This is a genomic window from Nocardia amamiensis NBRC 102102, from assembly GCF_001612745.1.
GTDB classification, from domain to species: domain Bacteria; phylum Actinomycetota; class Actinomycetes; order Mycobacteriales; family Mycobacteriaceae; genus Nocardia; species Nocardia amamiensis.
Genome location: NZ_BDBA01000057.1, coordinates 1 through 20936, shown reverse-complemented (window position 1 = coordinate 20936; position 20936 = coordinate 1). Strand labels below are relative to the sequence as shown.

Annotated in this window: 23 protein-coding genes and 1 tRNA gene; 17 read left to right on the top strand and 7 right to left on the bottom strand. The window is 66.6% G+C overall.

The window, feature by feature from the left end; genetic code table 11:
* The 7 genes from NA4_RS13530 to NA4_RS44035 all read left to right on the top strand — a co-directional run.
* On the top strand, positions 1–1361 hold a 1361-nt coding region (locus tag NA4_RS13530), incomplete at its 5' end, for an AMP-binding protein (RefSeq protein ID WP_067469535.1).
* Positions 1358–1711 carry a DoxX family protein gene (locus NA4_RS13525; protein WP_067469538.1) on the top strand — a complete coding sequence of 118 codons (354 nt, stop codon included), beginning with the start codon at positions 1358–1360 and terminating at the stop codon, positions 1709–1711. The genes NA4_RS13530 and NA4_RS13525, both read left to right, overlap by 4 nt.
* A complete protein-coding gene (mhpA, locus tag NA4_RS13520; RefSeq protein ID WP_067469520.1) occupies positions 1711–3213 on the top strand; it encodes a bifunctional 3-(3-hydroxy-phenyl)propionate/3-hydroxycinnamic acid hydroxylase MhpA in 1503 nt (500 codons plus the stop codon). Before NA4_RS13525 ends, mhpA begins: the two co-directional genes overlap by 1 nt.
* Before the next feature lie 247 nt (positions 3214–3460).
* A tRNA-Ala gene (locus NA4_RS13515) sits at positions 3461–3521 on the top strand.
* A 230-nt stretch (positions 3522–3751) separates the two neighbouring features.
* On the top strand, positions 3752–4477 hold the full coding sequence (locus NA4_RS13510) for a ParA family protein (RefSeq protein ID WP_067469517.1): 726 nt from the start codon (positions 3752–3754) through the stop codon (positions 4475–4477).
* The gene (locus tag NA4_RS13505; protein ID WP_067469514.1) at positions 4477–5310 is read left to right on the top strand and encodes a hypothetical protein; all 834 of its coding nucleotides are present in this window, start codon (positions 4477–4479) and stop codon (positions 5308–5310) included. Before NA4_RS13510 ends, NA4_RS13505 begins: the two co-directional genes overlap by 1 nt.
* Before the next feature lie 787 nt (positions 5311–6097).
* Positions 6098–6514 (top strand): C40 family peptidase, encoded by a 417-nt coding sequence (locus tag NA4_RS44035; protein WP_444980035.1) that lies wholly within the window; start codon positions 6098–6100, stop codon positions 6512–6514.
* Between the two features lie 61 nt (positions 6515–6575).
* Here NA4_RS44035 and NA4_RS13495 read toward each other — a convergent pair whose 3' ends face one another.
* Both NA4_RS13495 and NA4_RS13490 read right to left on the bottom strand, forming a co-directional pair.
* Positions 6576–7766 (bottom strand): DUF1444 domain-containing protein, encoded by a 1191-nt coding sequence (locus tag NA4_RS13495; RefSeq protein WP_067469512.1) that lies wholly within the window; start codon positions 7764–7766, stop codon positions 6576–6578.
* Positions 7767–7810: 44 nt separating this feature from the next.
* Positions 7811–8515, bottom strand: coding sequence for a YoaK family protein (locus NA4_RS13490; RefSeq protein WP_084497058.1), 705 nt, complete (start codon positions 8513–8515; stop codon positions 7811–7813).
* 257 nt (positions 8516–8772) lie between these two features.
* On the opposite strand from NA4_RS13490, the gene NA4_RS13485 reads away from it, so the two are divergent.
* The 5 genes from NA4_RS13485 (at position 8773) to NA4_RS13465 (ending at position 13716) form a co-directional block, all read left to right on the top strand.
* Positions 8773–9546, top strand: a complete 774-nt coding sequence (locus tag NA4_RS13485) for an SDR family oxidoreductase (RefSeq protein WP_245671336.1) — start codon at positions 8773–8775, stop codon at positions 9544–9546.
* On the top strand, positions 9543–10046 hold the full coding sequence (locus tag NA4_RS13480; RefSeq protein ID WP_067469507.1) for a pyridoxamine 5'-phosphate oxidase family protein: 504 nt from the start codon (positions 9543–9545) through the stop codon (positions 10044–10046). Before NA4_RS13485 ends, NA4_RS13480 begins: the two co-directional genes overlap by 4 nt.
* Before the next feature lie 39 nt (positions 10047–10085).
* On the top strand, positions 10086–11015 hold the full coding sequence (locus NA4_RS13475; RefSeq protein ID WP_067469505.1) for an acyl-CoA dehydrogenase family protein: 930 nt from the start codon (positions 10086–10088) through the stop codon (positions 11013–11015).
* Between the two features lie 836 nt (positions 11016–11851).
* Positions 11852–12871: an ATP-binding cassette domain-containing protein gene (locus NA4_RS13470; RefSeq protein WP_067469502.1), complete on the top strand. Its 1020-nt coding sequence runs from the start codon at positions 11852–11854 to the stop codon at positions 12869–12871.
* A gap of 5 nt (positions 12872–12876) precedes the next feature.
* Entirely contained in the window at positions 12877–13716 is an 840-nt protein-coding gene (locus NA4_RS13465; protein ID WP_067469529.1) for an ABC transporter permease, read from the top strand.
* Between the two features lie 15 nt (positions 13717–13731).
* On the opposite strand, the gene NA4_RS13460 is transcribed toward NA4_RS13465, so the two are convergent.
* Positions 13732–13944 carry a hypothetical protein gene (locus NA4_RS13460; RefSeq protein ID WP_067469500.1) on the bottom strand — a complete coding sequence of 71 codons (213 nt, stop codon included), beginning with the start codon at positions 13942–13944 and terminating at the stop codon, positions 13732–13734.
* 105 nt (positions 13945–14049) lie between these two features.
* Between NA4_RS13460 and NA4_RS13455 the strand changes: the two genes are divergently transcribed.
* Both NA4_RS13455 and NA4_RS13450 read left to right on the top strand, forming a co-directional pair.
* Complete coding sequence (locus NA4_RS13455) at positions 14050–14577, top strand: peptidylprolyl isomerase (RefSeq protein WP_067469523.1); 528 nt, start codon at positions 14050–14052, stop codon at positions 14575–14577.
* Positions 14578–14581: 4 nt separating this feature from the next.
* Complete coding sequence (locus NA4_RS13450; RefSeq protein WP_067469497.1) at positions 14582–15454, top strand: rhomboid family intramembrane serine protease; 873 nt, start codon at positions 14582–14584, stop codon at positions 15452–15454.
* Between the two features lie 60 nt (positions 15455–15514).
* Here NA4_RS13450 and NA4_RS13445 read toward each other — a convergent pair whose 3' ends face one another.
* Positions 15515–15994, bottom strand: a complete 480-nt coding sequence (locus NA4_RS13445; RefSeq protein ID WP_067469494.1) for a PH domain-containing protein — start codon at positions 15992–15994, stop codon at positions 15515–15517.
* An 87-nt stretch (positions 15995–16081) separates the two neighbouring features.
* Positions 16082–16345: a cell division protein CrgA gene (gene crgA / locus NA4_RS13440; RefSeq protein ID WP_067469491.1), complete on the bottom strand. Its 264-nt coding sequence runs from the start codon at positions 16343–16345 to the stop codon at positions 16082–16084.
* A gap of 95 nt (positions 16346–16440) precedes the next feature.
* Between crgA and NA4_RS13435 the strand changes: the two genes are divergently transcribed.
* Entirely contained in the window at positions 16441–17085 is a 645-nt protein-coding gene (locus tag NA4_RS13435) for an aminodeoxychorismate/anthranilate synthase component II (protein ID WP_067469488.1), read from the top strand.
* Positions 17082–17762 carry a RibD family protein gene (locus NA4_RS13430; protein ID WP_067469485.1) on the top strand — a complete coding sequence of 227 codons (681 nt, stop codon included), beginning with the start codon at positions 17082–17084 and terminating at the stop codon, positions 17760–17762. The genes NA4_RS13435 and NA4_RS13430 overlap by 4 nt, the downstream gene beginning before the upstream one ends.
* A 211-nt stretch (positions 17763–17973) precedes the next feature.
* On the opposite strand, the gene NA4_RS13425 is transcribed toward NA4_RS13430, so the two are convergent.
* Positions 17974–18393, bottom strand: a complete 420-nt coding sequence (locus tag NA4_RS13425) for a CBS domain-containing protein (protein WP_067469482.1) — start codon at positions 18391–18393, stop codon at positions 17974–17976.
* A gap of 134 nt (positions 18394–18527) precedes the next feature.
* Complete coding sequence (gene pknB, locus NA4_RS13420; RefSeq protein WP_067469480.1) at positions 18528–20420, bottom strand: Stk1 family PASTA domain-containing Ser/Thr kinase; 1893 nt, start codon at positions 20418–20420, stop codon at positions 18528–18530.
* 84 nt (positions 20421–20504) lie between these two features.
* On the opposite strand from pknB, the gene NA4_RS13415 reads away from it, so the two are divergent.
* A complete protein-coding gene (locus tag NA4_RS13415; protein WP_067469477.1) occupies positions 20505–20780 on the top strand; it encodes a hypothetical protein in 276 nt (91 codons plus the stop codon).
* The last annotated feature ends 156 nt before the right edge of the window (positions 20781–20936 follow it).

Below are 20936 nucleotides of genomic sequence, written 5' to 3'. Positions count from 1 at the left end.
AACCTCAGCCGCTCGAGCCGCTGGACGGTGTGCGCGTCGGCTACCTCGACGACCTGGCCGCAGCCCACGATCCGGCCGCCTTCGCCGGGCGGCCCCCACTCCCGTCCGATCTCGCCGCGCTGTTCCATACCGGGGGAACCACCGGTGTGCCGAAGCTGGCCGCGCACACCCATGCGAATGAGGTCGCCAATGCGTGGATGATCGCGGCGAATTCCCTGCTCGACGATGATGCCGTGGTGTTCGCGGCCCTGCCGCTGTTCCACGTCAACGCGCTGGTCGTCACGCTGCTCGCGCCGTTGTGCAAAGGCCAATCCGTGGTATGGGCCGGGCCGCTCGGCTATCGGGACTTCGCGATCTACGGCGAGTTCTGGAACATCGTCGCCCATTACCGGATCGCCGCGATGAGCGCGGTGCCGACGGTGTACGCCGTGCTGGCGCAGTGCCCGGTCACCGCCGATATCTCCAGCCTCCGTTACGCGATGGTGGGTGCGTCGCCACTGCCCGCTGCGGTCCGGGAGAACTTCCAGACACACACCGGAATCACCCTGGTCGAGGGCTACGGACTCACCGAAGCGACCTGCGCCAGCGCGCGCAGCTTCCCCGACCTGCCGAGACCGGGATCGGCCGGGCAGCGCATGCCGTACCAGCAGCTGAAGACGGTGCGCATCGACGAGGACGGCACCTGGACCGACCTACCCACCGGCGCGACCGGGGTACTGGCCATCAGCGGCCCGACCATCTTTGCGGGCTATGTGACCGGGCGCGATCAGCAGCGGCATGTGCTCGACGGTATGGGCAAGCTGGTCGGCGGCTGGCTCGACACCGGCGACTTCGCCCACATCGACTCCGACGGCTTCGTCCATCTGCACGGCCGCGCCAAGGACCTCATCATTCGCGGCGGGCACAACATCGACCCCGCGACCATCGAAGACGCCCTGCTCGCCCACCCCCAGGTCATCGCGGCAGGTGCGGTCGGCCGCCCCGACCTCCACGCCGGTGAAGTGCCCGTCGCCTACGTCGCCCTGGCACCCGGCGCCGACGTCACCGAAACCGGTCTGGTCGACTGGGCCAACCGACATGTACCCGAACGGGCGGCCGCGCCGAAGACGGTCACGATCCTCGACGCGCTGCCGGTTACCGACGTCGGCAAACCCTACAAACTGGCGCTCCGCGCCGATGCCACCCGTCGCGAACTCCTCGACGCCCTCGCCGACGTCAGCGGCGTGCACAGCATCGCAGCGGCCGTCGAGGACGGTGTGATCGTCGCGACTGTCGAACTCGACGACGCCGGTGCCGAGGCCGTCGTAGCGGCCATCCTCGCCCGGTACTCGATCGAGTGGCGAATCGCGGTGCGCCGATGAATGTCGCGTCGATCGTGCTCGCCCTCCTGCTGGCGGTCTTCTTCCTGTTGCTCGGGGTGTCGAAGGTGGCGGCAGTCGGGCCGATGCGAGAGCGTGCCGCGCATGCCGGGTTCTCCGTCTCGGCGTACCGGAAGATCGGCGCGCTCGAACTGGCCGCCGCGCTGGGTCTGCTGGTCGGCATCGTCTGGTGGCCGATCGGCGTGGCGGCGGGAGCCGGGCTGGTGCTGCTGATGACCGGGGCTGTCGTCGTTCATCGGCGTTCCGGGGACGGCGTGCGACAGTTCGCTCCTGCCGTTGGCACCGGACTGATGGCCGTCAGCTACCTCGTGACTGTGTTGGGAGCCTGGTAATGCCTTCCGAGCAGGTACCGGTGGTGATCGTCGGCGCGGGACCGACCGGCCTCACCGCGGCCACGTTGCTCGCCCGGTACGGTGTCGAGTGCTTGGTACTGGAGCGCTGGGAGGGGGTCTACCCGCAGCCGCGCGCGGTCCACTTGGACGGTGAGATCCGCCGGATTCTGGACCAGTTGGGTGTCGGCGACGAGTTCGACGCCATCTCCCGGCCGGCCCTCGGGCTGCGCCTGGTCGACCGGAAACTGCGGGTGCTGGCCGAGTTCCACCGCGATCCGGCGGGCGGCCGCAACGGCTACCCCGACGCGAACATGTTCGACCAACCGGAGCTGGAGGCGATCCTGTGGGCCGCCGTGAAACGGCACGCTGAGGTCACCGTCCGCGGCGACGTCGAGGTCACCGCGGTCGTGCCGGAAACCGACGGCGTGCGCGTCGACTTCACCGACCGGACGACCGATGCGGCGGAATCGGTCCGGGCAGGGTACGTCCTCGGCTGCGACGGCGCCAACAGCCTGGTCCGATCCTCGATCGGCGCCGGTATGCAGGACCTCGACTTCGAGCAGCGCTGGCTGGTCGTCGATGTGGCCACCACCGTCGAACTAGGGCAATGGGAAGGCGTACATCAGGTCTGCGATCCGGCTCGCGCTGCCACCTACATGCGCATCGGAAAGACCCGGCACCGATGGGAATTCCGGCTCGGGCCGGGTGAAACCGCGGACGACTACCGCGACATCGAGCGACTGCACGGACTGATCCGCCCGTGGACCGGCACGGTTCCGATCGAGGAACTCGAACTGGTCCGGGTCGCCGACTACACCTTCCGCGCACAGCTCGCCGACCGCTGGCGCGCCGGCCGGATCTTCTTGCTCGGCGATGCGGCCCACCTCACACCGCCGTTCATCGGCCAGGGCATGGGGGCCGGACTGCGCGACGCGGCCAACCTCACCTGGAAACTCGCCGGAGTCCTCGCCGGAGTCCTGCCCGAGCGGGTACTCGCCACCTACGAGGCAGAACGCAAACCCCATGCCCGCACCATGATTCGACTCGCGAAGGCCATCGGCGTGGCCATGACCGACGGCGGCGAAATCGGCAACCTCCTCCGCCGTCTCATCACGCCACACCTGCACCGAATGCCCGGTTTCAACGCATTGGTCACCGATGGGGTGACACCGCCGCTGCGGCGGTCCGAACTCGTGGTGCGGCCGCGTTTGCTCGGCGGTCGAGCGGGCAGTCTGGTGCCCAACGCGGTTCTCGACGAAGGCTGTCGGTACGACGATGTCGCCGCAGGGCGGTACGCGATCGTCACCACGGTGGAGCCGGGACCGGCGCAGTACGCCGAGATCCGGGAACGGGGCTGGGTGGTGGTGACTGCCGGTCCCGGATCCGAACTGCGCCGCTGGTTGCGCCGCGGAGGCGCGCGAGCCGCTTTGGTCCGCCCGGACGGGACCGTGCAGCGCGCCGCACGAGACCTGGCACGCCTCCGCTCCACCCGACTTAACTGATGAAACAATCACTATTGAGCGTCTCGGTCTGACATGGGTAAAGCTGCTGACCAGCGTGGTTATCGAAGGGCGTTCGAGCTCGAGCTCTTCTAGGCTGACTCCCGAACAGCACAGTAGGCTGGGGGCCATGAAGATCCTTCTCACCGCCGGTGTCGTGATCCTGATCCTGTTCGGCATCTCCAAGCTGCGCCAGCGCGGCGACGCGGACACGTGGCACGAGGTCACCACCCGCTGATTCGGGGGCCGTAGCTCATTTGGCCGAGCACTGCCTTTGCAAGGCAGGGGTCAGGGGTTCGATTCCCCCGCCATGAAGTCGTCCTGTGGTTTCGTCCAGCCTCTGAATTCGATTGCATCGAGAAGCCGGCCCAGGGGTCTCGCCACTTCGCCGGGGGAATAGGGCGACCGTGTGTCCAATTGGACACAACAGCGGCGCCGCGACAGTAGCGACAACAGGCCGTCGCAATCAGCCGATATTCAGTGGCGCTGTGCCAGACTTGCCCCGCACAGTAATGCACTCCTCACCCTCGGAGGACCGTCCATGACGAATTCTGTTGCGCCACTCGAATTGCCCGAACCTCTGGTCATCACGCTGGGGAATCTCAAGGGCGGCGTCGGCAAGACGACCTCGGCGTTCTTCTTGGCGAGTTACTTCGCTTCGGTGCACCGATTGCGGGTGCTGGTCATCGATGCCGACCCGCTCAGCCAGACCGGGTACTCGTGGCACCGGCGGCTGGTCAAAGGTGGAATCGAGGTGCCGTTCGAGCTGGTTGCCTTCCCCTCTCGGCATGTCGACGATTGCATCAGCGACAAGGCCGCCGATTTCGACGTCATCATCGTGGATGCCGGGGGTGAGTCGGCCGAGATCTTCAAGGCCGCCATCCCGCGGAGCGACGAGCTCTTGCTGGTGACGAGTGTGAGCCCGTCCGAAGTCAAACGAGTGCCGAGTACATTCAAGGCCGCCGAGGAGGCAGCCGCCGGGAGCAGCCGGGAAATCCGAGTGCGGATCCTGATGACCAAAGTACCGGTGATCATGAAAAACGGCGTGAACGTCTCGACCGAATACCGGGCCCAGCGGCGGAATCTGGAGAACGCCGGCTACGACGTATTCGAATCCTATTTGAGTGCCTGGAAATGGTACCGAGAGGCGGCCGATGGAGAAGTCGGCGAGGGCGCCGAGAACCCGATCGAAGACTTGGGCGAATATCGGCAGGTCGGTGACGAGCTGGTGAGCTCGTACCGGCTACTGATGGAGGTGCCTGCCTGATGCCTCCGCAGCGGAGAAAGGGATCGATCGGCGGCGGCAATCCGCTGGCCGACGCAGCCGAGCACACGCCTCCGGTCTCGCCGCTGCGCGATGCCGAATGGCGCCGACCGAATACCGCCGGTGCGGACGCGGAGGTTTCGGCGCCATCCTCGACACAGGGCGCGGCTTCGAATGTCCTGACCATGCCGGTGCCCGTCGCGGGCGACGGGCCGCTCAGTGATCGGGAGCGAGCGCAATTGACGGCGTGCGAGTCGTCGATCGACACACTGCGCATGGCCTTCTGGGCCGCCGGGCGGGCTCTGCAGATCGTGCGCGACGGACGGCTGTACCGCGACAGTCACGAGACTTTCGACGACTACGTCGAACAGCGGTGGGACATGCAGCGTTCCTACGCGCACAAGCTCATTCGTGCCTGGCCCCTGGCCGCCAGGCTGCATCCGATCGCACCTGCCATCAACGAGGGCCAGGTTCGTGAACTGCTGCCGGTCGTCGCCGAACACGGTGAAGACGCGGCGGTCACCGTGTACACCACCGTGGCCGCTGATGCGGATGTGAAGGTCACCGCGGGAAAACTCCGCCAAGCCGTGGCGCTGCTGCCCGAGCGCTATGACCAGCATGTGGTGGTCGAGCGGCTGCAGGCGTGGTTGCGCGGAGAACTGCGGAACGATCCGGACGGCCGGGCGGCGAGCATGTTCAGCGCGATGGAATCTCGGCTCGCCGCACTGACCCGGCGAGTCGTCAAAGGATCGAGCCACGATCCGGTTGCGGCGCGCGAATTCGCTGCGAAACTCCGCACGATCGCCGAACAGATCGAGGAGCAGATCACCGCCTGAGGTCGATCCCCGCCAGTGCCCCGCAGCCGGATGCATTCCTGCGGGGCACTTTTGCGTCGCAGTCCGTGAATGCCGCATGAGCTCGATCGAAATTTCGTGGAACGCTGCTCGCGGGAGTTACTGCTTTGTTATCGAATTCGGGCGTGTCGGACTTTGCGTTGTCTGCTCTATGGCGAAAAGTGAATTCCCGGATCGGATCCGCTGGACTGACGAATCACCGTGATGGTTTTCGAATCAAATTCGAGGTCATTGGTTGGGTCCCACGCGCCATGAACTGCGGCGTCGTACGGCCCGCCACCGGCCGACGATATGAGCATCGGAGGACCGCATCATGGCATCATCGACCGACGTCCGATATTTCAGCTACCTGCGACGCGCTGTTTTATGGGTGCTTGCCGCTGGAGCTGCAGTACTCATGGGAATGCTGATCGAAGCCGGAGCCGCATCGGCCCAGCCGGTCACCGTTCCCGGCGTGGGGACATTCGAAGTCTCCGACGAGATTTCGCTGCCCGGCGCTGCAGAACCGCTCCGGAACAACGCCATTCTCCCGGTCTCGGAAGCCCCGGTAATGGCCGAGGTATCGGCGGAAACCCCGACCCTGGCCGACGTTTCCGAAATGGCGTTCCCGACTTCCATTGTGGTTCAGCAAATCGAGATCGCTCCTTTCACCCCGGCTCCGATAATCGAGCTTCCGATATCGGTATCCGTTCCCGCGGTCGAGGTGCCGGTGCTCGCCGTTGTCCCGCCGATCGAGATTCCGCTGCTCAATGTTCTGCCCTCGATCGAGCTGCCTTTCCATGCCGGAACGCCGGAGATCATGCCCCGGGCGCCGACACCGCCCGCCGCGGCGGCGCCGCGGAAAACCACCGGCGAGATCGCGGTCGATGCCGCGCGGACCAAACTCGGCGCGGACTACAACTACGGCGCGGTAGGCCCCGACTCTTTCGACTGTTCAGGACTGGTGCAGTGGTCTTACGGGCAAGCCGGCGTCGACCTTCCCCGCACCAGCGAGGCGCAGCTCGCCGCCGGAACGCCGGTACCCCTGGACGAGCTGCAACCAGGCGATGTGGTGTCGTTCTACGACGGAAGCCACTCCGCCCTCTATGCCGGTGAAGGCAAGGTCATCCACGCGTCGACATACGGCGTCGGGGTGACCACCTCGCCCCTCTCCTCAATGCCCGTGGCGGGTGCCCGCCGATTCTGACCTCTGCGGCGCGCATATCCCTTCGCCTACCGGGCAAGTACGGTTCGAATCCCTTCGCAAGTCAGAGCGAGACCGCGGCGTCCTTCAGTTCGGCCAGGGTTTCGGTATCGGGCCACTCGCGGATCTCGTAGCGGCGGGGTGACAGGTCCGGGACCGGCGTGAGACCGGCAAGTGTCGCGACGGTATCGAATGGGACCTCGAAAAGACGCTCCAGATCGCCGTTCTCGTCGTCTCGGCAGAATGCGACGTAGTCGGCTTCCGGCAGCAGGTATTCGACGCCCTCGCCCCAGACGGTGATTGTGTAGGGACCGTTGTCGCCATGGCCGTACATGACCGAGCCGACGTAGGCGGGCTCGATGTCATAGGGAGTGAACTCGAGATCTCGCTCGACGATCTCGTTGAGAATCTGGGCCTGAGCGTCGTACTCGGTCACGGCCAGACCGCATCGCGCGCGCTGCACTGCGGGCAGGTGGCGGTGTGCGGGTGAGCGATCGAGCGGAATCACCGCACCGGTGTCGTCCACCGTGTATCCCTGCGGCGAGATCGGGCGGACCGCGTCGCGATACTGCTCCTCGACCGCCTCGAAGACGTCCTCGAGCTCGTCCCCACCGGGGGTGATGATCAGGGTGTCGATGTCGGGCATGAACGCGACCGGCGGCTCGGCTCCGGCGCCGGAGCCGGCGAGCCAACCGGGAATCAGCGGCCAGGACGCGCAGTAGCCGTCGCCGTCGTCGACGAAGCGCAGGATGCCGGATTCCTTGATGCCGGCGGAACCCACCATGGCGCCGAGGTTTTCGCGAGCGGCGGTGAAGACCTCGTCGACCGTGGCGCCCCATTCGCGTACCGACGCGTAGGTGACGATCGATCGAGCATGGGGCATGTCGATGGCGACCAGCTCGTCCACGAACGGGAACGCGGGCCGCGCGATCGGCCGCAGCTCGAGTTCGTCGACGTCTGCGCCGAAGCTGTTGGGCCGCAACACCGGCCGTAGTGCCGAACGCACCGACGGCCAGTCCTGCTCCTGATCCTGGAGACCGCGCAAGGCTTCGAAGTGCCGGGCGATGCGTGCGTCGCGCTCCGCGTCATCGAGCTCGCGCGTATCCCGAAAGATGTTGTGCAGGTTGAGAATCAGATCGCCAGTGCGTATCGCGAACTCATCCTGGTGGTACTCGATGTCGGTCTCGCCGCGCGCGGACAGATGTTGCATGACGAGCACGGCGAACGCGTCGGCTTCGTCGTCGAAATTCTGCACGCGGCCACCGTAGCCGCGAACACCGACAGACGCATCGCGGATGCTTACCGCGTGAGGGGACCGTGCCGGTCGAGGTGCAGGTAGGTGTAGCCGGTGACGATCAGGCATACGACGGTCGCGGTGATCAGCATGGCCCAGCCCGGGACGACCAGGCTCAGCAGTCCGCCGAGCAGGGCGCCGAGCGCGAAACTCGCGAAGAGCAGGAAGTATCCGAGCCAATCGGCGTACTCGCCGCCGCTGAGGTGGCGTTCGATGCCTTGGCCCAGTTTGACCAGCGTGCCGGTGACGTAACTCAGCGGCACGGATACCTCCTCGTTCTGCACGAACGAGGTATTGAGCGCGCCGACTCCGAAGGCAACGAACATGATCGGCAGCAAGCCGATCCGCTCGGCGATCGTCTGGTATTCCAGGACGTCGACAACGGAAGCCACCGCCAGGCAGACCGTGGTGAGCAGGGTGGGGCCGTGCGGGTGCCCGGACCAGTAACGCCTGCGGCACCAGGAGGCGACCACGACACCGGACAGGAACGACATGAGCAGACCGGCCGCCGCCACCGCCATGTCGGACTCGTCGTGGAAATACCCGAGGACCGCGCGTTCGGTATTGCCCGTCATGAACGTGACGAAATAGCCAGCCGTATGCATGAACGCCGCCGCACCGATCAGGCCGGCGAGCGCGGCGAGCACCCAGGACAGTCTGGCTTCGGCGTCGAACAGTGCTTGATGGCGACTAACGTCCGTTTTCGGCACAGGTCCGGCTCCTTCGGGGACGGGTGCGACACCTCAGTGATACAGGCTCGTCCACGGAATTCGCACACGCACCGCCGAGGTTTGCCAACGGATCGCCACCGGCACAACCCGGATTCCCTTCCGTGCCGACGCTCGCCGGTACCCGTGCGGTAACCGAGTGACTTCGAAGTGCCGTCTTCCCAGCTCGGTCCCGGTGACGCAAGATGCTGTCGGTTACAAAAAGTAACCACCCGGCACACAGCAAAGGACCTCTGATCGTGAACGCAGGAAAGAAGGCCGTGGTAACAGGTGGGACACACGGCATGGGGTTGGCCATTGTCGAGGCCCTGCTCGGCGTGGGCGTCGAGGTGGTGCTGACCGGCCGCAACGAGGACAACCTCGCGCAGGCGCGGGCCCGCCTGGCCGGGCGGCCGGTACATGTCGTGCGGTCCGATGCGGCCGTCACGGCCGACATCGACGCTCTCGGCGCGCTTGTCGAACAGCGGCTCGGCCGGGTCGACGCACTGTTCGTCAACCATGGGACCGCGGAGTTCCAAACCCTGGACACCGCCACCGAGGAATCGTTCGACCGTCAATTCGCGATCAATACCAAGGGCGCGTTCTTCACGGTCCAGCGGCTGGCGCCATTGGTCGCGGACGGCGGCTCGATCGTGTTCACGACCGTCGCCAATGATGTCGTCTTCCCCGGGCTCAGCGCGTACTCCGGCTCGAAAGAGGCGCTGCGGGCGATCGCCCAGGTGCTGGCGGCCGAGTTGCTGCCGCGCCGGATCCGGGTGAACTCGGTGGCGCCCGGGTTCATCGAGACGCCGACCATGGGTGTGGTCGGACTGACCGAGCAGGAGCGAGCGGAGTTCTTGGCACAAGGTGAGCGCAGTACTCCCTTGCGGCGCAACGGGACCGTGGACGAGGTGGCGAAAGCGGCGTTGTTCCTCGCCTTCGACGCCACCTTCACCACAGGAGTCGAGCTTCCGGTCGACGGCGGTTGGGGGCAGGGTCTCGGCGCCCCCGCGTCCGCGGAGGTGGCGGCATGACGCAGAAGGTGGCGTCGTTCGCCGAGATCGAGGACGAGTTCGACGACTACATCGGACGAATCGTCTACGCGACGATGGTGACGGTGGACAAGCGGAACCGGCCGCGCACGAGGATCCTGATCCCGATCTGGGAAACCGTGGAGGGGCGCCCGCTCGGGTGGCTGGCGACCTACCGCACACCGGTCAAGGAGGCGCACATCGCGAACAATCCACACGTGAGCTTCTCGTACTGGGCACAGGGCAGCAACAACTCCGTCGCCGTCGACGCCACCGCCGAAGGCGTCGACACCGTCGATATCCGGCAGCGGGTGTGGCGGCTGTACCGCCGAACAAGTCCGCGTGGCGCCGGCTACGACCTCGGCCAGTTCTGGCGCTCGCCGCAGGATCCCCAGCTGCGGATTCTGCGCTTGGATCCGTGGCGGATCCAGGTGATCCGCGGCCGGGATCTGCGCAGCCGGATCTGGCAGGCGTCACCGGCGGCGCGGCAGCCCGCGAGCTGAGTCCACGAGGATGGTTCGCCGCTCGGTTACCGTGCTGAGGTGGATTCCCTGTTCGACTTTCTGCTGACCGAGCCCGCCGCGACGGCGCCGCTGCACGACGTCGCCGCCGCGTGGACGCGACATCGGGTGGCCGCGAACCGATTCGATCGGCCGGTCGATGTCGCGATCGCGGGCGGCTTCGGCGCCGACCGCCTCGGTTTCGCGTTCCTCTCCGGCTATCAGGAGGCGCTGCGGACGCTGATCCCGGATCTGCCCGACGACGAGCTGGTCGCGATGTGTGCGACGGAGGAGGGCGGCGGTCATCCCTCCGCGATCCGCACCACGCTCACCGAGCGGGACGGCGTCTGGTTGGTGAACGGCACGAAGTCGTTCGCGACGATGGGCGCTTTCGCCCATCTTCTGGTGGTGATCGCCAGCGTCGGCACGGCTGCGGACGGGCGAAACCGGCTGCGAGCCACAATGGTCGACGCGCGCGAGGCCGGCGTGCGTCTGACCGACCACCCCGCGCTCGCGTTCGCGCCGGAGGTGCCGCACGCCTCGGTGCTGCTGAAAGATGTGCCCGCGCGGGTCTTGCCCGGCGACGGGTATCTGGACTACCTCAAGCCATTTCGCACGATCGAGGACATCCACGTACTGGCCGCCACGCTCGGCTGGCTGGTGCACGTGGCCCGAGCGTCGGATTGGCCGCGGGAGAGTCTGCAGCGGCTGCTGACCGCGATAGCGGCTGTTCGCGGATTGGATATCGATGCGCCGACCTCGCCCGGCGTGCACATCGCGCTCGGCGGAGTCTTCGCCTTCTTCGGTGATCTTCTTGCCGGTCTCGACCCGCTGTGGGAGTCCGCGGACCCTGTGACGCGGCAGCGGTGGGAGCGGGATCGGCCGCTGCTGGCGACGGCCGGGCGGGTGCGTGGGCAGCGACTCGCCGCGGCGTGGCGCACCGTGCAAGCGGATGCGGACCGCAAGGAATAGGCGATCTCCTCGCCCCGGAAATGGGAGCGGGCCTCGGCGAAGGGGGGGAGTTAGCCGAGGCCCGCGTAAGGTCGGCCCGGGGGGGAGGGGCCGACGTGAATGATGCTACTCGATGATCCGCGATTGTGTGTGCGTGGGGGCGGCCACTTTCCAAGATTTTTCGGTTGGGCTTACCTTTCCGTCGTCCGATGGCCGCCGCGGATCACCGACCAGGTCTTCGCGCCGTAGCTGCTCGATGGCCTCCTAGTTGCCAAAAGCGTTGTCCAGCAGGTTCTTCCGTGTTGAAGCAGGCTCATGACCTGCTGCCGCGCCCCGGCGCGGAACGTGCCGACCGGTCGCCGCAAAGGCGGAATCCGTCGCGGCATCGTGCGTGTCGGCGCGTGGACCCGCACACCGCGTGTCGCAGACTCGCGGCCGCCGAAACTTGTCGTACCCCGATGCGAACATGTGTTCGTGTCCAACGTCTCTACAGGCCGGGCTGAGCACGCCCGCTCGATCCGCCGTTCCGCGCTCGGCGGTGTGCGACCCGAGTATCGGTCCTCGTCCATTCGGGTAGTCGGCTACGCGCGCCCCGGCGCATGGGCGCGCGGGATCATCGAACCGGTCGCATTCCGATCCGGGACCCCCGAGCACCGACTGGATCGGAATGCGGCCTTCTCGCGCCGCTGCTGCGCTGCCCCCGTTGCCAATCCCGAAACAAATCGGATGAATTTGTCGGTGGCGGGCGCAATACTGACTCGGGTATCGGCCGGGTCACCTGATCCAGCGAATTGCCGTCGTCCGGATTCCTGGCGCCGCGCCGAACCACATCGAGAAAATTCAACGTCAGGAGAATCATGCCCGACGCAATAGTCGCCGAGGGTCTGGTCAAACGATACGGCCAGCTGGTGGCCCTCGACGGACTCGACTTGACGGTCCCGGAAGGGACTGTCACCGCACTGCTCGGACCCAACGGTGCGGGTAAGACCACTACAGTCCGGGTGCTCACCACCCTGCTGGTGCCGGATGCCGGGCGCGCGACGGTCGCGGGAATCGACGTCCTGCGCGACCCGCAGGCCTTGCGCTCCCGCATCGGTGCGTCGGGTCAGTACGCCGCGGTCGACGAATATCTCACCGGCTTCGAGAATTTGGAGATGGTGGGACGTCTTTATCACATGGGTGTGCAGCGAAGTAAGGAACGCGCCCGTGAACTGCTCGAACGATTCCGGCTCACCGACGCCGCGGACCGACCGGTGAAGGGCTACTCCGGCGGTATGCGGCGCCGGCTCGACTTGGCGGGCGCACTGGTCGCGAATCCGCCCGTCTTGTTCCTCGACGAGCCGACCACGGGGCTCGATCCTCGTGCACGCCTCGATCTCTGGGATGTCATCGAGGAGTTGGTCGCGGGCGGCACCACGTTGCTGCTCACCACCCAGTACATGGACGAAGCCGACCGGCTCGCCGATTCCATCGCGGTGATCGACCACGGCAAGGTGATCGCCAAGGGGACCGCCGACGAGCTCAAGACCCTGGTCGGCGGCGACCGCATCGAACTCACCGTCGACCGCGCGGAGAATCTCGCGACCGCCGAGGCGGCGCTGAAGAGCTTGGCGGACGGCGAGATCCATCTCGAGCCCGGATTGCGCCGGATCACCGTCCCGGTGGCCGACGGATCGCAGGCGCTCGTCGAGGCGGTCGGCAGGCTGGCCGAGCACAGCGTGCAGATTCACGACGTCGGCCTGCGGCGCCCGTCGCTCGACGACGTCTTCCTCACCCTCACCGGCCACGAGGCGGAAGCGCCCGCAGACGGTGGCGAGGCCGACAACAAGCTGAAAGCGGGCGACAAGGTGGAAGCTACGGAAGGAACGATCCGATGACCGCGATGGCCCCTGGCCTGGTACGGCCCACGCTGGGCGAGCGATTGTCCATAGTGGCCAGCGACAGCGTGACAATTGCGAAACGCAACGTCATCAAGATCAAGCGGGTACCCGACGTCCTGATCTTCTCCACGCTTTCGCCGATCATGTTCGTGCTGCTGTTCGCCTACGTCTTCGGTGCTGCGATCGACGTGCCCGGCCTCTCCGGCGGCTACCGCGAGTTCCTCATCGCGGGCATCTTCGCCCAGACCGTGGTGTTCGGTGCGTCCTTCACCGGTGCGGGCCTGGCGGAGGACATGCAGAAGGGCATCATCGACCGGTTCCGCTCGCTGCCGATGGCGTCGTCGGCGGTGCTGGTCGGCCGCACGATCAGCGATGTGGTGATCAACGTGGTCAGCCTGACGGTGATGTCGCTGACCGGCTTGGTCGTCGGCTGGCGGATCCGCGGTTCTTTGCTGGACGCTGTGCTGGCCTATGTCCTGCTGTTGCTGTTCGCCTACGCGGTGTCCTGGATCATGGCCGTGGTGGGTCTGCTGGTACGGACGCCGGAGGTGTTCAACAACGCCAGCTTCATGGTGATCTTCCCGCTCACCTTCATCGCCAACACGTTCGTGCCGAGCGACAAGCTGCCCACCGTGCTGCGCGTGATCGCGGAATGGAACCCGGTGTCCGCACTCACTCAGGCCACCCGCGACCTGTTCGGCAACACCAGCCCGCTTGCGCCGACCCCGGATGCCTGGTCGCTCCAGCACCCGGTGCTCACCTCACTGGCCTGGGTGGTGGTGATCCTGGTGGTGTTCGTGCCGCTGTCTTTGCGTCAGTACAAGAAGGCGGTCAGTCGCTGACCGGTTCGTCCGCGTCTAGTGATCCTGCTCCGCGCCGGCGCCCGCCACGGGGGTCGGCGCGGAGCCATTGCGGGAGTAGCCGATCCGCGGCGGCGCAGGGGCGGGTTCCGGCTGCTGGGGCCGCCGGGTGCGGACCAGATAGGCCACGCCACCGGCCAGCGCGACGGCAGCTGCGACGATGAGCCGGTTACGTGAACGCGAAGAGACATGTAGGCGCCCCGAGGTCATTGGACCACTCTGGCACAGCCCGGCGATTCGCGCAGGAGCCCCAGCTCACAGCGGGGCGCGGCCCAGTTCGGCGGGGCCGCCGGAAGCCGTGGCACGATGGGCGGCGTGACCTCACCGAACCAGACATCCGTGGCGACACTGCACACGAATCGCGGCGATATCAAGATTTCGCTTTTCGGCAACCACGCGCCCAAGACGGTCCGCAATTTCGTCGGTCTCGCGGACGGTTCGGCTCCGTACACCACAGCGAACGCCAGCGGGGGTAGCTCCGGCCCGTTCTATGACGGCGCCCTGTTCCATCGGGTGATTGCCGGTTTCATGCTCCAGGGTGGTGATCCGACCGGTACCGGCCGCGGTGGCCCCGGGTACGAGTTCGGCGACGAGTTCCACCCGGAACTGCGCTTCGACCGCGGCTACCTGCTGGCGATGGCCAACGCTGGGCCGGGCACCAACGGGTCACAGTTCTTCATCACCGTCCGTCCGCAACCGCATCTCAACCGCAAGCACACGATCTTCGGCGAAGTCGTCGATCCCGATTCGCGCAAGGTCGTCGACTCGATCGCGACCACCAAGACCGATCGCGACGACCGCCCGCTGGAGCCCGTCGTCATCACCAAGATCACGATCGATTGAGACCATGAATCCTCAGCCGCCCGCACCGACGTGCGTCCGCCACCCGAATCGTCCGACCGGCCTGGCCTGTACGCGGTGCGGTCGGCCCTCCTGTGCGGAGTGCCTGCGCCCCGCGGCGGTCGGCCAGCATTGCGTCGACTGTCTGCGTCAGGATCAGCGAAGCGTTCCGCCGGTGCGGACGGTCTCGGGCGCACCGGCGGCCCGGTCGTCGACGCCCGCGGTGACCTACGCGCTGATCGCGATCAATGTGGTGATCTACGCGATCACCGCAGGCCAGGCCAAGAGCCTGATGGACAACCAGCGGGGCTCGGCGTTGTTCCTGGACTGGGTGCTGTTCGCCCCCGCGGTCGCGGATGGCCAGTGGTGGCGAGTGCTGGGTTCCGGCTTCCTGCACTACGGTCCGATCCATCTGCTGCTCAATATGTTCGCGCTGTATGTCGTGGGCCGAGACGCCGAGCTGGTGCTCGGGCGGCTGCGCTATCTGGCGGTATACCTGGTCTCGTTGTTGGGCGGTGCGGCCGGGGTGATGCTGTTCGCCCAGAACAGTCTCACTGCGGGTGCATCCGGCGCGGTGTACGGACTGTTCGGCGCCATCACCGTCATCCTGATCCGGTTGCGGCAGAACCCCAATCAGATGCTCATCATCATCGGCATCAACGTGTTCATCAGCTTTTCGCTACCCGGCATCTCACTCTGGGGGCACCTCGGCGGTCTGGCTGCGGGCACGCTGGCGACGCTCGGCATCCTGTTCCTGCCCGGGTGGTTGCGGGTCAAGTCTCAGGAGTCCGCGCGGCTGGTCGGCTGGGTGGCCGTGGCGGTTGTCGCGGTCGCGGCATTGGCGGCGACCGGTGTCAGCGCAGTCGCGCTCGCAGCCTGACACAGAATTCGCTTCACGTGAAACATCGCGACCGGCGTGTCGTGTCGATCCGGTCCGGAATCAGCGGGTCTTGTCCTCGGAGAGGCGCATTGCCTCGACGATGTCGTGGTACACCACCTCGGGATTGACGCCCAGGTCCCAGCGGCCGAAGATCAGCAGTCGCTCCGCGCCGTCGCGCTCCACGTCGAGTTCCAGCGTGGGGGTTTTGCGACCGAGGCGACGGTAGCCGACTACCCGGGCCCGAATGATCTGGTCACGGGTGTATTCGACCGGCCCGGTGAGGGTGCGGACGACCAGACGCGGCTGTGCGCCCGACCGCACGGAAAGGCGTGGTCGCTGCCGGAAACCGAGTCCGGCAAGAGCGAGCAGGCCGACGGCCGCCAATCCGACGAGCAGACGACTGGGCGCATCGGTGCTGAAAACAGCGGCCACGGCCAAGACGACGCCGCCAACGGTGACCGCTACGAGCGCGGCGGTCGGGGTGGTCCACGCCAGGTGCGGCTCGTCGCGCGCGCCGGAATCCTGAGGCTCCGGAGTCAAGGCAATCCCCAATCGCTCCTCGAGTTGTCCACAGGCTCATCCACAGATGTGCATGAATGACACGTCTGTAATCCGCGTTCGACGCGGTCAGCGCCAGCGCATAGTCATGATCAGGCCCACCACCATGAGGCCGAAGCCGATCAGGAAGTTCCAGGCGTTGAGGTCGTTCATCCAACTGATCTGTTCGGCTGCCAGATAGTAGACGAGCAGCCAGATCAGCCCGGCGAGCATGAAACCGAGCATGATGGCGACATACCAGACCGGAGACGGCCCGGCCTTCACCTTCACCGGGGTCCGGCTGGCGGGGTTGATCGTATAGTCGGTCTTCTTACGGACCTTCGACTTGGGCATGACGTCCTCGTATTCGGCGGCAGGTCGTGCCCCTAGGCTATCCCAACTGGTAATCGGTGCGACGTGGTGCCGGGCCGGGACGTAATCTCGATGCCATGCGTGTTCTGGTCGTCGACAATTACGACAGCTTCGTCTTCAACCTGGTGCAATACCTCGGTCAGCTGGGTGTCGATGCCGTCGTCTGGCGCAATGACGATCCGAGCCTGGCCGACGTGGACGCTGTCGTGCGTGATTTCGACGGCATCCTGATCAGTCCCGGCCCCGGTACCCCGGACCGTGCGGGCGCCAGCATCCCATTGGTGCGTGCCTGCGCCGTGCACGGCGTTCCGCTGCTCGGCGTATGCCTGGGCCACCAGGCGATCGGCGAGGCGTTCGGCGCCACCGTCACCAGGGCTCCCGAGTTGCTGCACGGCAAGACGAGCGAGGTCTTCCATATCGGCGCCGGCGTGCTGGCCGGTCTTCCCGACCCGTTCACGGCCACGCGGTACCACTCGCTCACCGTGCTGGAAAACACCATCCCCGAGGAGATCGAGGTGCTCGGACGCACCGAGAGCGGGATCGTGATGGCGATGCGTCATCGCACGCTGCCCATCCACGGCGTGCAGTTCCATCCCGAATCGGTGCTGACCCAGGGTGGCCACCGCATGCTGGCGAACTGGCTCGGCGTGTGCGGAAAGCGTCCCGCCGAGGGCTTGGTGGCGGCGCTGGAAGCGGAGGTCGCCGCGCTGGTGCTGCAGTGACCCGTCCCCATGTGCTGCTGTCGGTCGCGGTGAGCATCGACGGGTATATCGACGACGCGAGCCCCGAACGCCTGCGCCTGTCCGGCGCGGCGGACTTCGATCGCGTCGACCAGGTCCGCGCGGACTCCGATGCCATTCTGGTCGGCGCGCAGACCCTGCGCAGGGACAATCCCCGGCTACTCGTCAACAGTGCGGACCGCAGAGCGGCTCGCGTCGCCGCGGGCAAACCGGAGTATCCGCTCAAGGTGACCGTGTCGGCGAGCGGCGACCTGGACCCCGGCCTGCGGTTCTGGCATCACGGCGGCGGCAAGCTCGTCTACACGACCGAAGCGGTCGCGGCGAAACTCGCCGATCGGTTGGCCGGTCTCGCGGAAGTGGTCAGTCTCGGCGCGGAACTCGATTTCGGAGCATTGCTCGACGACCTGGGCCGTCGCGGCGTCAGCCGCCTGATGGTGGAGGGCGGCACCCGGGTCCACACCGCTTTCCTCGCCGCCGACTTGGCCGACGAACTGCACGTCGCCGTCGCTCCCATCCTGGTCGGCGATACTGCCGCGCCGCGCTTCCTCGGCGACGCGCGCTACCCCGGCGGGCCGCATCGCAGGATGCGGCTCGCGGAGGTCACTCAGGTCGGCGATGTCGCCGTGCTGCGCTACTTGCCGAAGGCGCGTTCGGCCTGACGAGCTATCCGCCCCGTTGGGGAACGAAGGCACACCACTTCGACGCGGCTGCCGCACATCAACGGATCCGGCGGTGGGAGATCCCTCGAGTTGTCATCGCCAAGCGAGATCTCGTGATCGATGTGCCGGTGCGAAAGCTACGGCAGCCGCCGTCGAAGCCGAACTCCAGCCGACGGTGTCCCACGGGCACCGCCTGGATTACGCGACGAACCTAGGGACGTCCGTAGACGGCGGTGACGAACTCGCCGAGCTGGTTGTCGTCCAGGTGCCTGGCCAGATCGGCCTCACTGATCATGCCGACCAGCCGCTTGTTCTCGATCACCGGCATGCGCTTGACGCGGTTGCTTTCCATCTCGTCGAGAACGACTTCGATGTCGGCGTCGGCATCGACCCACCGCGGCGTCGCCTCGCACAGATCTGCGACCCGCGTCTTCGACGGCGATTTGCCATGGGCGATGCACTTCACCACGATGTCGCGGTCGGTGACGATGCCGCACATCCGTTCGTTCTCGTCCGCGATGACCAGGGACCCCACGCCGAGTTCGTCCATGAGCCTGGCGGCCCTTTCGACGGTCTCTTCCTTGGTAATCCACTGTGCGCCGGGCTTCATGATGTCCCTGGCAGTGGTCATGAGCTACCTCCTTGTGGTCAGCTGCGCTGATTAGGATGAAGCAGCCCTATTCTCCCGCAATTCACACCGGGTGGTCTCGTTTTCTCGATACCGATAACGACACCCGCACGGCCACCGGCGCGGCCGCGCGAGACTCAAGCGATCGCGCCGGTCATGATCGAGATGGTGGCGTTCTTGCCGACGGACGAACCAGCTGACGGCTGCTGAGCGACGATGCGGCCGACATTGCCCGGATCGAACACCGTGGACTGACTGATCTGCGCGAGACTGCCGGTCCAGCCGCTCTGGCGCAGTCTGTCCACCGCCTGCGAGGGCGTCAGGCCCCGGATCTCGGGCATGCTGATCTGGTCGCCGGTGGATATCTGCAGGACCACGGTCGAGCCCTTGTCGGCCGACGAACCGCCTGCGGGTTTGGTGGCGACCACCTCACCCTTCGGCTGCGACGAAGCGACTTCCTGGATCTGAACCTTGAAATTGGCTCCCTCGATATTCGGCTGCGCGACCTCGATCGACTGACCGATCACGTTCGGCACCCGAACCTTCTCCGGGCCCCCACCGATGACGACCACGATGGTGCGGCCCGCGTCGACCCGGGAGCCCGCCGCGGGTTCGGTGCCGATCACCTTGTCGGTGTCCTGGATGCTGGAGGGCTTGCGGTCCACGTTCGGGTCCATCTGCAGCCCGATGGAGTTGAGCTTCTGCTCGGCCTCCTGCTGGGTCAGGCCGTCCAGCCTCGGCACCTGGACCTGCGCTGGTCCGCTGGACACCTGGACTGTGACGGTGCTTCCCTCGTCGATCCTGGAGCCACCGAGCGGCTGCGTGGCGATCACATTGCCGGTGGCGACCTTGCCGTCGGGCTTCTGTTGGATCGCCACCGTGAATCCCAGCTTCTGCAATGCGTCCTGCGCCTGCTGGGCGGACCTGTTGGCCAGGTCGGGGACCGCGACCTGGTCCGGCCGGCTTCCTGGACCGATCAACACCCAGAACAGCGCGAAGACCACGGCGATCGCCGCGGCCGCGCCGAGCGCGATGTAGGCGGTGCGGCGCTGGCCGTCCGGGTCGGCGGACTCCTGCTCGGCGGTGTCGTCATCGCGCTCGATGGTGCGGTAACTGCGCGGTGCCGGCTCGTCCGAGCTCATGAAGGTGCTGCGGTCCTCGTCCGTCATCACCATCGGGGCGCTGGGCTTCTGACCGCCGAGCACCCGGATCAGGTCGGCGCGCATCTCGGCCGCGGTCTGGTACCGGTTGGCCGGATTCTTGCTCATCGCCTTGAGCACGACCGAGTCCAGTTCCCGTGGGACGCCAGGGAGGACGTGCGAGGGCAGCCGCGGATCCTCCCGCACATGCTGATAGGCGACGGCGATCGGCGAGTCGCCGGTGAAAGGCGGCTCGCCGGTGAGGATTTCGAACAGCACACAGCCGACCGAGTAGACATCCGAACGGGCGTCCACCGTCTCGCCGCGAGCCTGCTCCGGCGACAGATACTGCGCGGTGCCGATCACGGCCGCGGTCTGCGTCATCGGGTTCGAGCTGTCGGCGATCGCGCGGGCGATGCCGAAGTCCATCACCTTCACCGCGCCGGACCGGTTGATCATGATGTTCGCCGGCTTCATATCGCGGTGCACGATTCCGGCCTTGTGGCTGAAATCCAATGCCGCACAGACATCCGCGACGACCTCCATGGCCCGCCGCGGCGGCAGCGGGCCCTTGCCGCGCACGATGTCGCGCAGCGTATCGCCGTCCACGTACTCCATCACGATGTACGGCAGCGGACCGCCGTCCACCTCGGCCTCTCCGGTGTCGTAGACCGCGACGATAGCCGGGTGATTCAGTGCCGCGGCGTTCTGCGCCTCCCGCTTGAACCGGAGGTAGAACGTCGGGTCGCGCGCCAAGTCGGCCCGCAGCACCTTGATCGCCACGTCCCGGCTCAGCCGGATGTCGCGCGCCTTGTGCACTTCGGACATGCCGCCGAACCCGATGATCTCGCCCAGCTCATAGCGAGACGAGAGATTCTTCGGGGTCGTCATGGCTGTCCTTGCGGCGAAGTAGCGGATCCGCTGCGGGAGGCCGTGGGGCCTTGGGCACCGGGGATCCCGGGAAATGGTATTTGGATGGTCGGAACGCGCGGCAGGGTGGTAGTCGGCGTGGTCGTCGTCGGCTTCGTCGTGCTCGGTGCCGTTGTGGTGGTCGGCGTGGTCGTCGTCGGCTCCGGGGTCGTGGTCGTCGGCTCGGTGGTGATCGGTTCCGGAATGGTCGTGATCACCGGCGGAGGCGCCGGCTTGGGGGTGGTGGTGACCACCGGCGGGATCGGCTTCGGACTCGGCGCGACCGTCGACGTCGGCGACGGCGTCGAGTCCGGGTTGGTATCGCCGCCGAACAGCAAGTAAGTCGTGATCGCGCCGAACAGCAGCGCACCGAGGCCGAGCCCGGCCATCCACTTCTGCGTCGCGGTCGGCCGCTTCCCGTCGGGTGGACGACTGCCGTCGGTGCTTCGGCTCAGCACGGTCGCCGGAGCGACCGCCCCGGCGCGGGTGGCCGCGCCG

Coding starts and splice junctions, on each gene's coding strand:
- NA4_RS13525 (WP_067469538.1), top strand. CDS start 1,358: ATGAATGTCGCGTCGATCGTGCTCGCCCTCCTGCTGGCGGTCTTCTTC.
- mhpA (WP_067469520.1), top strand. CDS start 1,711: ATGCCTTCCGAGCAGGTACCGGTGGTGATCGTCGGCGCGGGACCGACC.
- NA4_RS13510 (WP_067469517.1), top strand. CDS start 3,752: ATGACGAATTCTGTTGCGCCACTCGAATTGCCCGAACCTCTGGTCATC.
- NA4_RS13505 (WP_067469514.1), top strand. CDS start 4,477: ATGCCTCCGCAGCGGAGAAAGGGATCGATCGGCGGCGGCAATCCGCTG.
- NA4_RS13480 (WP_067469507.1), top strand. CDS start 9,543: ATGACGCAGAAGGTGGCGTCGTTCGCCGAGATCGAGGACGAGTTCGAC.
- NA4_RS13470 (WP_067469502.1), top strand. CDS start 11,852: ATGCCCGACGCAATAGTCGCCGAGGGTCTGGTCAAACGATACGGCCAG.
- NA4_RS13465 (WP_067469529.1), top strand. CDS start 12,877: ATGGCCCCTGGCCTGGTACGGCCCACGCTGGGCGAGCGATTGTCCATA.
- NA4_RS13460 (WP_067469500.1), bottom strand. CDS start 13,944: ATGACCTCGGGGCGCCTACATGTCTCTTCGCGTTCACGTAACCGGCTC.
- NA4_RS13450 (WP_067469497.1), top strand. CDS start 14,582: ATGAATCCTCAGCCGCCCGCACCGACGTGCGTCCGCCACCCGAATCGT.
- crgA (WP_067469491.1), bottom strand. CDS start 16,345: ATGCCCAAGTCGAAGGTCCGTAAGAAGACCGACTATACGATCAACCCC.
- NA4_RS13435 (WP_067469488.1), top strand. CDS start 16,441: ATGCGTGTTCTGGTCGTCGACAATTACGACAGCTTCGTCTTCAACCTG.
- NA4_RS13425 (WP_067469482.1), bottom strand. CDS start 18,393: ATGACCACTGCCAGGGACATCATGAAGCCCGGCGCACAGTGGATTACC.
- pknB (WP_067469480.1), bottom strand. CDS start 20,420: ATGACGACCCCGAAGAATCTCTCGTCTCGCTATGAGCTGGGCGAGATC.
- NA4_RS13415 (WP_067469477.1), top strand. CDS start 20,505: ATGGTCGGAACGCGCGGCAGGGTGGTAGTCGGCGTGGTCGTCGTCGGC.